The sequence below is a fragment of the Flavobacterium sp. AG291 genome, from assembly GCF_003350375.1.
Classification (GTDB): Bacteria; Bacteroidota; Bacteroidia; order Flavobacteriales; family Flavobacteriaceae; genus Flavobacterium; species Flavobacterium suzhouense.
This window is the reverse complement of record NZ_QQAR01000005.1, coordinates 1-12504: the sequence shown is the minus strand read 5'-3', so window position 1 is coordinate 12504 and position 12504 is coordinate 1. Positions and strand designations below refer to the sequence as shown.

Below are 12504 nucleotides of genomic sequence, written 5' to 3'. Positions count from 1 at the left end.
ATTATGAAAATTCTAAATAAAAAATCAATTTCAGTTTTATTGCTTGCAGGTTTGATGCTTGCATCATGTGATGAAAATCTGGATACGGTGCCAATCTCTGAAGGAGTGGCACAAAACTCTTACCAGACAGGTGATCAGCTTGAAGCTGCACTTACTGGCGTGTATGAGTCTTTTCAGGGTAACGACTATTATGTATGGGATCATGTTTTGTTCTCAGACGTGCGTTCTGATAATAATTATGCAGGAGGGGATAATGCACAAATATTTCAGCTTGATGCCATAAATGTAGAACCTACAAATGACAGGATCTATAATGCATGGTCTGCGATTTACAATGCAATTTTAAAAGCTAATATTGTTATCGAACAGGCACCTAAAGTGCAACGTTTGCTGACTGAGGAAAGAAGAGAGCAAATTATTGGAGAGGCCTATTTTTTAAGATCATACCACTATTTTACACTTGCAAGATTATTTGGAGGTGTGCCATTGATTCTTGAAAGCACCAAATCGGGTGATCCTTCTGTAGTGCGTGTTTTCAGGGCTACAGAGGAAGAAACCTATGCTCAGATTATTGCTGACCTTAAACTTGCAGCCGAAAAACTTCCGAATGATTACGGAACTGATTCTTCTGTAAATAAAGCTCGTGCTACTAAAGGTGCTGCTTATGCATTACTTGCAAAGGCTTATGCACAACAACCTATGCCGGAGTGGGGTCAAGTAGTTAATTATGCTGACCTTGTAATAAACAGCCCTGCCGGATACCAGCTTTTAGGTAGCTATGCAGACCTTTTTGATGGTGCTCATTACAATAATTCGGAGTCAATCATTGAGATACAATATTTAGGAGGTAACGAAGGTTCATGGGCTCCGCAAATGCACCTTCCTCCATCTAAGAGTGGTGATACATGGAGAAAATTTGTAACACCTTCGCATGACCTTGTTGATGCGTATGATGCTGAAGGCGATGTAGTACGAAAAGATGCAAATATCCTTTTTGAAAATGCACCTTGGGCAGATGAGTACTGGGGTAACGCAGTAGGAAGTTCAATTCCTTTTAACTACAAATGGAAAAATGCTATGGGATGGGCAAGTTCAGACCATGTCTATCTTTTACGTTTAGCGGATATTATCCTTCTAAAAGCTGAAGCGCTTAACAATCAGGGGCAGTCGGGTGCTGCTGCTGATCTTGTTGACCAGATCAGGTTAAGAGCAAATATCGGGGTTCTTGCTGCAAACGTGAGAGCATCTCAGGATTTGATGAAAACAGCAATCCTTAACGAAAGAAGACTTGAGCTTGCTCAGGAGGCACACCGTTGGGATGACCTTGTAAGAAACAATGTTGCTGTACAAACCATGAATGCTGTTGATGATGTAGATCTAAGAACCGGTAACTCTGTAAACTACAACATGCAGGATTATGAGATTTTCCTTCCTATTCCTCAAAGAGAGCTAAACAGAAACCCTAACCTTGTTCAAACTACAGGTTATAACTAATATATCGCAATAGACTGCTATGAAGAAATCGTTTGTTTATATAGGTTTGGCTGCTTTGTTTTTTTCCTGTTCAGGAAGTGAAGAAAGTTCGGGTAATCCCGGGCCTCCGGTAACACCTGGAGAGTCAGGAAATGTTGTTGGAACGGCCAATGTGTGGGTTACCAATGGCGAACAGACCAAGCTTTTGAGCAAACAATCTTCAGGAGCATCTATTTATGATACTAATGCCACCACTGATCCTTCAATCTCTGTTGATTTCTCTCAGCAGTATCAGGAGATTGAAGGCTTTGGTGCTGCATTAACAGGTTCTTCGGCCATTGTTATCAATGGGATGAATGCAACTCAAAAAGACGCCTTGCTAAAAGACCTTTTTAGTACAACCGAAGGTATAGGACTTAGTTATCTGCGTCTTACTATTGGAGCTTCAGATTTTTCATCTGCAAACTTTAGTTATGATGATATGCCGGCAGGCACTACTGATGCCAGCCTTGCAAATTTTTCGATAGCTCCGGATGAGACAGATGTTGTTCCGGTGTTACAATCGATATTAGGCTATGCGCCAAACATAAAAATTATGGGTAGCCCGTGGAGTGCTCCGGCATGGATGAAAACCAGCCAAAGTATGAACGGTGGTAGCCTTAAACCGGAATGGTATGATGCTTACGGCAATTATTTTGTAAAATACATTAATGCTTATGCCGCACACGGTATCACCATTGATGCGATTACGCCGCAAAATGAGCCATTGCACGAAATAAATACCTATCCAACAATGAAAATGACTGCCATAGAGCAGGCCGATTTTATAAAAAACAGTCTTGGTCCTAAATTTCAGGCAGCCGGACTTACTACCAAAATCATTGCGTATGATCATAATTTTGACAGGACGGATTATCCATTAAGTATTTTAGGTGATGCTCAGGCGGCACAATATGTAGATGGTTCTGCTTTTCATGCTTATGCAGGTGATGCCAGTGCCATGAATGTGGTACATGCTGCCTTCCCTAATAAGAACCTATACTTTACTGAAGTTTCAGGAGGTGGATGGAGTACTAATTTTGCTGAGAATTTGAAATGGAGTATTGGTAATATATTTATAGGTACTACACGTAACTGGTCAAAAAATGTACTGCTATGGAATCTTGCACTCAACAGCAATTCAGGTCCTACTAACGGAGGATGTATGGATTGTCGTGGTGTGGTTACTGTTACTACTAACGGATCAGTAACCAAAAATGTGGAATATTATGCGCTTGCGCATTTTTCAAAATTTGTAAAGCCTGGAGCAAAAAGGGTAAACTCTACCAATTTTGATAATTCACTTGGTTTACAAAATGTTGCCTTTGTTAATGCTGACGGATCAAAAGTGCTGGTGGTACTTAATACGTCGCAAACGGCACGAAAATTTGCAGTAAAGATTGATGATAAAAAAATCGTTTACTCGCTGGAGCCACAAGCTGTGGCAACTATCGTCTGGCAATAGCCCGGCACTAAAAAATTGAAACATAATTAAAATTTTGGTACAGTCTACAGTGTATCATAGGATTACCATGCATATAAAAAAGAAAAATTTACTATCAGGATTTGTGATTGTTATGGCTGTTGCAGCTATGGTAACAGGCTGTGGTTCGGTAAAGAATGGAAAGTCTGAAACCGCAGGATTATGGATTACCATGCCTGATAGATCGGCCCTGCTGCAAAAAGAGGCAGTAACGGTGACGGGCCAGCCAAAAAATGAAAATATACAGCTAACCATCAATACTGGTAAAACTTTCCAGGAAATGGACGGCTTTGGATATACCCTTAGTGGAGGAAGCGTACTGCACATCAGTAAAATGAGTGCGCCGGCAAGGGCAAAACTATTACAGCATATATATGGTACAGGACCTGACGATCTGGGTGTAAGCTACATCAGGATAAGCATCGGAGCATCGGATCTTGATGAGTTACTTTTCTCTTATAACGATCTTCCTGCAGGACAGACCGATGTGAATATGGAGAAATTCGATTTGGGTTACGATAAAAAATACCTTATACCTGTATTGCAGGATATACTTAAAATAAATCCTTCAATCAAAATATTAGGTTCGCCATGGTCGCCTCCGGTTTGGATGAAAACTAACGGAGATACACGCGGGGGAAGCCTTAAGCCTGAATACTATACGGCTTATGCTAAATACTTTGTGAAGTATGTTCAGGAGATGAAGAAAAACGGAATCACCATTGATGCTATTACGGTACAGAATGAGCCGCTTCATCCGGGTAATAACCCAAGTCTTTTGATGTTGGCTGAAGACCAGAAGGTTTTTGTACGCGACCACTTAGGGCCTGAATTTAAAAAGAATGGTATTACAACCAAGATCATAATTTACGATCATAATGCCGACAGGCCGGATTACCCTATTACAATATTAAATGATAAAGAGGCTGCAAAATATATTGATGGTTCTGCGTTTCACCTTTACGGGGGTAAGATAGAAGCAGTATCGTCAGTGCACGAAGCACACCCGGATAAGAATCTGTATTTTACAGAGCAATGGGTAGGAGCACCTGGTAACTTTGCAAATGAGCTAAACTGGCATATCGAAAACCTTATTATCGGTGCGCCTAACAACTGGTGTAAAACCGTGTTGGAATGGAATCTTGCGGCAGACGAAAAGCAGGAACCTCACACTGACAGGGGTGGATGCGTTGGATGTCTTGGTGCGGTAACCATCACAGGTGATACAGTAACTCCCGAGCCGGCTTATTACATAATTGCACATGCGTCTAAGTTTGTGCGTCCGGGTTCGGTAAGAGTGCAGTCAAATGTTATTGAAGGCCTGCCAAATGTGGCTTACAAAACACCGTCAGGAAATACTGTTGCCATCATTCAAAATACATCAAAAGAAGTAAAGACTATTGATGTGAATGCCGGCAAAAAGAATACAACTATTACGCTTAAGGCCGGTGCTGTTGCGACACTGGTAATGTAAAGTATAGTTATACCATAACCAGGGATTGTGTTAACAGTTACTTTCCAAAAAACATCTGTTCTGAATTTTAGTAAAATCCCGGTTATGGTTTTCAAAAGTTATTGATTTTACTTCAATAAATTGTTTAGAGTTGTGGTTAGTTAAAGCCGTGTTGCAAGCACGGCTTTCTCTTTTTTTGTACTTTTATGACTTAATAATCTGTCATGAAAATCTCTCTGATACAAACTTCTCTTTTCTGGGAAGACGCCAATGCCAATCGTTCTAATTTTGAAAAACTGATAAGCAGCATTAATGAACCGACGGATATTATCCTGCTGCCTGAGATGTTCTCTACAGGTTTTACTATGAAGCCTGATACAGTTGCCGAAACTATGGACGGCGAAACGGTAGAATGGATGAAAACCATAGCGGCGGGTAAAGACTGTGCCATAGCAGGGAGTATGGTTATAGAAGAAAATGGAAACTATTATAACCGCTTTTTGTTTGTAATGCCCGATGGAGAAATAAAGCAGTATGATAAGCGTCACCTGTTTTCGCTGGCAGGTGAGGATAAAGCTTATACAAAAGGGGTTGACAGGCTTGTTATAGATTATCGTGGCTGGAAGATTTGCCCGCTGGTGTGCTACGATCTCCGTTTTCCTGTTTTCTCCCGTAATACTGAAGATTTTGACCTCTTGTTGTATGTTGCTAATTGGCCTTCGCCACGTGTGCTTGCCTGGGACACGCTTTTACGTGCCCGATCGATAGAGAACATGTGCTATGTTGCCGGAGTAAACAGGGTAGGGCAGGATAATAACGGACATAATTATCCCGGGCACTCACAGGTATTTGACTGTTTAGGGACAAGTCTTACTGTTTCCTCTGAAGCAGAGGAAGTAATAACTGTTGAGCTTAATAAGCAAACAATGCTCGAAACCCGTAAAAAGTTTAGTTTCTTAAACGACAGGGATAGTTTTATCCTCCAAGATTAAAGGTTTCTTCAGGATCCCAGTTGGCCCGTACGTCTATTTCTTTGGGCATATAGATCATCTCCTCAGGCTGAAGTTTTAACAGGTAGTTCCCTGTGTCCCATTCTTTATTCTTATTGTCGTCATAATATACCCTTAGCGTATATTTGTCAGGCAACACATTGTCGAAACTTATCTTGGTTTCTCCTTCAGAATAATAAAAGGCCTCTATATCTCCTTTTGCGTTAAGTACTTCCAGCATAAGCGGGAAACGTTTGGCATTGGCTAACGTTATGCGCAGGTTTCCATAATCGGCATACGTTCTGGTAGGTAGCGTATAGGATAAGGTGTCATTCTCCTTTTCGTAAAAATCCTTTAAAGCACCCGGCATCAGGGTTATGTTGTATTTTTGGCTTTCTTCTTTAGGGAAGTCAAACGAGAGTTCCTGTTTCATTTCGTCATAGGCCATAGTGTATTTCATGGCAACAGAGTCCTTGTTGATTAGCTTTATTTTTGTGCTGTCTATCGTAACGATAGGTGTTACAGACGAAAGTGTAAACTTCTCTCTGAAATGCAATCCTCCTTTTTGTACGGCATCTATTTTCAACGAGTCAGCGGCTTTGAGCTCCTTGAACTTTACATTAAATTTTTTGATAGAATCTTTGTAGCTAACAGCAACTTTTAATGAGTCGGCAGTTAGCTTTCGTGGTAACCATACCTGTAGTGAATCCTTGTCCTTTACTTTGGTTGCTATAGAAGGTATGTCTTCAGTATCAGCACCATTGCGCACTTTTACTTTGATGTTTTTATAATCTTTTCCTTCATAACCGGCATATAATTTATGTGAAGTGGCCTGTACAGGTTTCAGAGCTTTAAATGGCCTTATTTCCTGAAACAGTTCCAGTTCATAAATAGTGTCGTTAGGTACATCGATGGTCTGGTTAAGGAAACCAATCTTATCCGACTTAGGGTCAAACTTGTAATTGTTGTTAGCGTCTTTTAACGCAACAATATGGTATTTTCCCTGTTTCAGGTTTTGGAGTGAGAACTGAACCGTACTGTCAAGGGTGTTGGTAACATATCTTGGTCGTTGCTTGTATATGGTTGAATCATTAAAGGTTGAATCAGCCTCATAAAGCATTATGTTTACAAAGTTGTCGGTTTTGTTGGAGTAAGCATCTTTAATTCGTCCGTTAAGTGTCAATGAATCGATATACGTTCCGGTTGAGAATATAAATTTGAACTGCGAATACGGATTGCCTTCATTGTTGTCGGTGATACTCTGCCCGAAGTTAAAGCTGTAGGTAGTGTTCTCCTTAAGTGTGTCTTTTATCTTTATTTTGATAAATTTACTGGCACTCCCTGCAGGAGTAATAACAGGGGTGTTCTCCATAGGAGGAGAAATGATAAGTTGCTTGTTTACATCTTTTATCTTGATGTATTCGTTAAAGTCTATGCGTATCTCAGTGCCTTTAAACTGGGTGCTCATATTTTTTGGCGAGCTGCCAATAATGTATGGAGGTATTGTGTCTTTTGCTCCGCCGGTAATGCTGCCTCTTTTGGCGCAGGAGGTGAAAATCAGCGAAGTAAAAAGTATATAGAGAAAAATCCTGTATTTCAGCATATCGTTTTCTTTGACTGCACAAAATAACGATTATATTCCCTGTAAACGAAATGTTTTTAAAAAATGTTATAGCCCCTCTCCGAAGAGAGGAGCCGGGTTTGGGTTTAGCTATGTGCGTAGGCCATGGTTATGATGCTTACTTTGGCTCCGGGTATTTTGAGAAGGGCTTTGCCACAGGCTTCAAGGGTAGCTCCGGTAGTAATAACATCATCTACTAACAAAAAGTGCTTGCCGTTATCGGAATCAGTAGGTGCGACATCAAACGATTCGTTGATGATCTCGGCACGGGCAGCAAGGTTTTTCTTAGTTTGGGTTTTGGTATAGTGCGTTCGCAACAATATGTCTTCATTGTAATTTTTTCCCAGTCCTTCAGCAAGGGCTTTGCCAAAACCTTCAACCTGGTTGTAACCTCTTTCACGAAGCCTTTTTTTATGCAGCGGTACAGGTACAACCTCGGTAACGTCTTTAAGGGCTTCAATTTCCTTAAGGTCGTGTACATACCATTGGCCCATCATAGAGCCTATCTCTTCTTTGCCGCGGTATTTCAGGTTATGGATAAGTCCCTGAACAATACCTTCTTTGTGAAAGTAAACCACTGAGGAAGCGTGTTCTACAGGCAGCCTGCCACGGAATTTTTTGGCAGTTTCGTTATTGTTATCAAGATGATGCTGGGTAAACGGCATGTCGTGCCGGCAGTGGGTACACACAAGGTGCTCGCTTTCAAGAAGCGTCGTTCCGCAGCCTGAACAGGGTTTTGGAAAAAGTAAATTAAGTAAAGTTTTTATCATAGGGGGGTGTGATTTAGGTAGGGTAAATATATATAATTGGCAAGTTATTTCCTATATGTTGTGTAGATTTATAATTTAATTTGTTAAAACTCTTCTGATGTAAGAATATTAATTCAAAATTTTAACAAATTGTAAAAGAGTCTTTTTTATATTTATAAGCTTCTGTATATACAATCCCTTTTTATATTTTTGCAACACTATGGCAAAACAAGAAGATCTATTTAAAAATGTTATTTCGCACGCAAAAGAGTACGGATTTATTTTTCCGTCAAGCGAAATATACGACGGCCTTAGCGCAGTGTATGATTATGCGCAGAATGGTGCCGAACTGAAAAAGAATATCAGGGAATACTGGTGGAAATCGATGGTGCAAATGCATGAAAACATTGTGGGTATTGATGCCGCAATCTTCATGCACCCAACAACCTGGAAAGCATCGGGCCACGTTGATGCTTTCAACGACCCGTTGATCGATAACAAAGATTCCAAAAAAAGATACAGGGCCGACGTGCTTATCGAGGATTATGCCGAGAAGCTTAACCAGAAAGCCCAAAAAGAAATCGAGAAAGCAAGAGTTCGTTTTGGTGATGCCTTTAACGAACAGGAATTCATCACTACTAATGCGCGTGTGGTAGAATACCTTGCTAAAAAGAAAGAGATACTTGAGCGTATGGCGCGTTCGCTGGAAACTGAGAACCTTGCCGACGTAAAAGCACTTATCGAAGAACTTGAGATCGCTGACCCTGAAACCGGTTCTAAAAACTGGACAGAGGTGCGTCAGTTCAACCTTATGTTTGGAACGAAACTAGGTGCTGAAGCATCTAACGCTATGGATCTTTACCTTCGTCCGGAAACGGCACAAGGTATATTTGTAAACTTCCTGAACGTACAGAAAACAGGTCGTATGAAAGTTCCTTTCGGTATTGCGCAAACAGGTAAAGCGTTCCGTAACGAGATCGTGGCAAGGCAGTTTATCTTCCGTATGCGTGAGTTCGAGCAAATGGAAATGCAGTTCTTCGTTCGCCCGGGCGAAGAGATGAAATATTATGAGTACTGGAAAGAAACAAGACTAAAATGGCATCTGTCATTAGGGCTAGGTAAAGAAAATTACCGTTTCCATGACCATGAGAAGCTGGCACACTATGCTAATGCTGCTGCTGACATCGAGTTCAACTTTCCATTCGGCTTTAAAGAGCTTGAAGGTATTCACTCAAGAACTGATTTTGACCTTAAAGCACATGAACAGTTCTCAGGTAAAAAACTACAGTACTTTGACCCTGAGCTTAACGAAAACTACACGCCATACGTAGTAGAAACTTCGGTAGGTCTTGACAGGATGTTCCTTGCGGTATTCTCTAATTCACTAAAAGAAGAAACTCTTGAAGACGGTTCTACACGTACTGTACTTGCGCTTCCAGCTGTATTAGCACCTACTAAGGCAGCAGTACTTCCGTTAGTTAAGAAAGACGGACTTCCTGATGTTGCAAGAGAGATCATCGAAGACCTTAAGTGGGATTTCAATGTGTCTTATGACGAGAAAGATGCAGTAGGCCGCCGTTACAGAAGACAGGATGCCCTGGGTACTCCGTTCTGTATCACGGTTGACCACCAGACGTTGGAAGATCAGACCGTAACTATCCGCCACCGCGACAGCATGCAGCAGGACAGGGTTAAGATATCTGAACTGAGAGGTATAATCAACGAAGCGGTTTCAGTAAGAAACTGGCTTATGAAAATGTAATATAAATGAAAGCTGTCTGAAAGGGCAGCTTTTTTTATGGTGTTAGGTCATTGAGAGGAACGAAACAATCTCCTGTGTTAGATTGCCACACTCCGCTACGCTGCGTTCGCAATGACGAAAGCTGCTATAATTAGATTTATTACGTTGAGTTTGTCATTCTGAGCGCATCCGCCGCGGTGGAGGAGTTGAAGAATCTCTTAATTTAGATTTGCCTCGCCAGTCGGCTTACATTCCCTTGTCTCCACTTCATTTCATTCCGTCTGAAACGAAAATAGTGTTAACTGTTTGCTATGATGTAAAATATGTTTTTTGTGTCTTTGTTTTTTGTAATTTAGAGGTAAGTTGCTGCAAGTAAATTAATTACAGCCAACCATAAAAATTATAATCATGAAAAACACCTTTACACTATTGACGTTTTTTTTATTCCTGGGATTCTCGTCTGAGATAAGTGCGCAAAACTGGGTTACTATTGCCGAGAAAACCGTAAGCTTTAAAGCTGAAAAGGATGTTGTCACGCCAAGGGGTGATGCCAAAAGCGTGGACAAGATCAGGATTAAATGTGTGCAGGGTACTGTTAAGCTCAAAAAGGTATATGTGGAAATGAGCGATGGTACTAAAAAAGAATATGATGCCAAAGCGGTAGGCGTGCTTACTAAAGGCATGACTTCACTTGCATGGGACTTGCCCGGTAAAAGCGGCAGTGCTAAAATCAAGAAGATTGAACTTCAATACGATTCCGTTGGGAATATGCTGTTGACCGATAAAGCGAAGGTTGAAGTGCAGGGACGAACCTCGAAGTAAGACTAAAGAGCCGTTATAAAAAAGCTCCCTGCGATAGCAGGGAGCTTTTGTGTTTTATATTAAAGGTCTGCAAATTGCGACTGAGAAATTACTCTCCTTCTGAAAGTGCATTCCATCCCCTTGCTTTAAGCGGGATCTGCGTGTTGGCACGGGTAACAAGGTTAATGCCGGCACTTTCTTCCGTCATGTGGCCGATAACCGTAAAGTTAGGGTTGCCTTTTATCTTGTCGTAGTCGGCTTGTTTGATTGTGAATAACAATTCGTAATCCTCTCCGCCATTAAGGGCGACTGTAGTGATGTCAATGTTGAATTCCTCGCACACATTGATAAGTTGCGGATCTACCGGAATCTTCTCTTCGTATAAGCTTGCGCCAAGTCCTGAATTCTTGCACAGGTGAATAATCTCTGAGGATAGTCCGTCAGAAACATCGATCATGCTCGTAGGCTGTACTTCAAGGGCTTTTAAGATAGCTTTAATGTCTTTACGGGCCTCCGGCTTCAGTTGGCGTTCGATAAGGTAATTATAAGGATCTAAATCGGGCTGGTTGTTCGGGTTTACCTGAAACACCTGTTTTTCGCGTTCCAATACCTGAAGCCCCATATAGGCAGCACCTACATCGCCGGTTACAATAAGCAGGTCAGTACTGGTAGCACCGGCGCGGTAAGTAATATCTTCCGCTTCTGCTTCACCAATGGCAGTAATGCTTAATATCATCCCTTTTTGTGATGAGGTTGTGTCACCGCCTACAATATCCACACCATACACTTTTGCAGCGTGTTTGATACCGTCGTACAATTCGTCAAGCGCTTCAACCGGAAAACGGTTGGAAACCGCGATTGATACTGTAATCTGGGTAGGGGTAGCGTTCATCGCACAGATGTCAGACACATTAACCACAACAGCTTTATAGCCCAAATGCTTTAATGGCATATAGGCAAGGTCGAAGTGTACGCCTTCAATCACCAGGTCAGTAGAGACTACCACTTTTTTATCTTTAAAATCAAGCACAGCGCCATCATCGCCTATGCCTTTAAGGGTAGAGGGCTGAGATGTTTCAATATCTCGTGTAAGGTGTCCTATAAGGCCGAATTCGCCCAGTGCCGAAAGACTGGTGCGCTGCTGGTTTTTATCTTCTATCATTTCTTTTGAGTTGCAAAGTTGAAAGTTGCAAAGTTACAATATAGTCGTAAAGTTTTAAAGTAATTTGTATGCTGTTGTCATTGCGAGCGCAGTGTAACGGAGCGTGGCAATCTCAAATGATTGTTCTTTTGTCTTGCCACAAAAGAACGAAAAAGGTACGGCCGGACTCCTTAGGCTAAAAATTATTACATTCGGCTAAACCATCCGAACCTGCTTTTGCCGGCAGGCAGGCTCGCTACGCTCAAACAGCGGATGCTTCTTAACGCCTCTCTTATAATTTTCTTAACGCCACAGAGTTTAATGCCGAAGCTTCACTAATGTCTGCTTAATGTTACTTTCTACTCTATCTCAGGTATAACAGAATCCTTCCAGTAATCAACGATCTCCTGTAGGGTTTCTTTGAGTTGTTTCATGTCGCTTGTCTTGTGAAAGTAGCCGTGTATGGTGCGCTTAAAGGCTTCTTCAACCGTATAGCCATTGCCTACCGTAGTGAAGAATATAAAAGGCACGGTCTTTTCTGTAAGTTCCGGATCTTTTAGTATTTCGTCACGCAGTTCGAAACCGTTCATTCTCGGCATATTAATGTCGGAAATCACCATAAAGGGCTTGATGTGTTCCTGTTGCAGAAAGGGGATAACCTGAGTACTGTCTCCCAACAGGATTATTTCATTAGGGATTTGTAGCGACTTAAGTATGTCTTCAAATATAAGCCTGTCATCCTCATCATCGTCAATGATTATTATAGGTCCGTCTTTTTTCATGATAGCTGTTTTTGCACCGTAAAAGTATTGCCTGCAAGTGCAGCATACACTAAGATTAGCCTTTTGCTAACATAAAATAGTCTTAAAGTTGTAGAGATGCAAAGATGCAAAGCAGTAAAGTCCGGTTGGTTCTGTGTCATTTCGATTTCTATGATATAACCAAATCTTTTTGATAAAAGGTTTGGTTTTTTATTACCGCAAAAACCCGATGGATTATTTTATTTCTAACAGC

The 12504-nt window shown here is 41.3% G+C and carries 10 protein-coding genes; 6 read left to right on the top strand and 4 right to left on the bottom strand.

From position 1 onward, the window contains the following. Positions 1-3: 3 nt before the first annotated feature. The 4 genes from DEU42_RS06965 (at position 4) to DEU42_RS06950 (ending at position 5440) form a co-directional block, all read left to right on the top strand. A complete protein-coding gene (locus tag DEU42_RS06965) occupies positions 4-1494 on the top strand; it encodes a RagB/SusD family nutrient uptake outer membrane protein (RefSeq protein ID WP_233506637.1) in 1491 nt (496 codons plus the stop codon). A 19-nt stretch (positions 1495-1513) separates the two neighbouring features. Then, complete coding sequence (locus DEU42_RS06960; RefSeq protein WP_114757574.1) at positions 1514-2977, top strand: glycoside hydrolase family 30 protein; 1464 nt, start codon at positions 1514-1516, stop codon at positions 2975-2977. Between the two features lie 34 nt (positions 2978-3011). Beyond that, positions 3012-4469, top strand: a complete 1458-nt coding sequence (locus tag DEU42_RS06955; RefSeq protein WP_233506636.1) for a glycoside hydrolase family 30 protein — start codon at positions 3012-3014, stop codon at positions 4467-4469. 203 nt (positions 4470-4672) lie between these two features. Next, positions 4673-5440: an amidohydrolase gene (locus DEU42_RS06950; RefSeq protein WP_114757572.1), complete on the top strand. Its 768-nt coding sequence runs from the start codon at positions 4673-4675 to the stop codon at positions 5438-5440. Here the strand turns inward: DEU42_RS06950 and DEU42_RS06945 are convergent. Both DEU42_RS06945 and DEU42_RS06940 read right to left on the bottom strand, forming a co-directional pair. Beyond that, entirely contained in the window at positions 5424-7040 is a 1617-nt protein-coding gene (locus DEU42_RS06945) for an Ig-like domain-containing protein (protein WP_114757571.1), read from the bottom strand. The two genes, DEU42_RS06950 and DEU42_RS06945, sit on opposite strands and share 17 nt — an antisense overlap. Before the next feature lie 104 nt (positions 7041-7144). Continuing rightward, entirely contained in the window at positions 7145-7828 is a 684-nt protein-coding gene (locus tag DEU42_RS06940; RefSeq protein WP_114757570.1) for a ComF family protein, read from the bottom strand. Positions 7829-8027: 199 nt separating this feature from the next. Here DEU42_RS06940 and DEU42_RS06935 point away from each other — a divergent pair, with 199 nt between their 5' ends. Both DEU42_RS06935 and DEU42_RS06930 read left to right on the top strand, forming a co-directional pair. Beyond that, positions 8028-9569: a glycine--tRNA ligase gene (locus DEU42_RS06935; protein WP_114757569.1), complete on the top strand. Its 1542-nt coding sequence runs from the start codon at positions 8028-8030 to the stop codon at positions 9567-9569. Between the two features lie 387 nt (positions 9570-9956). Next, on the top strand, positions 9957-10370 hold the full coding sequence (locus tag DEU42_RS06930; protein WP_114757568.1) for a DUF2541 domain-containing protein: 414 nt from the start codon (positions 9957-9959) through the stop codon (positions 10368-10370). Positions 10371-10458: 88 nt separating this feature from the next. On the opposite strand, the gene thiL is transcribed toward DEU42_RS06930, so the two are convergent. Both thiL and DEU42_RS06920 read right to left on the bottom strand, forming a co-directional pair. Then, positions 10459-11511: a thiamine-phosphate kinase gene (gene thiL / locus DEU42_RS06925; protein ID WP_114757567.1), complete on the bottom strand. Its 1053-nt coding sequence runs from the start codon at positions 11509-11511 to the stop codon at positions 10459-10461. Positions 11512-11849: 338 nt separating this feature from the next. Next, complete coding sequence (locus DEU42_RS06920) at positions 11850-12272, bottom strand: response regulator (RefSeq protein ID WP_114757566.1); 423 nt, start codon at positions 12270-12272, stop codon at positions 11850-11852. Positions 12273-12504: the final 232 nt, after the last annotated feature.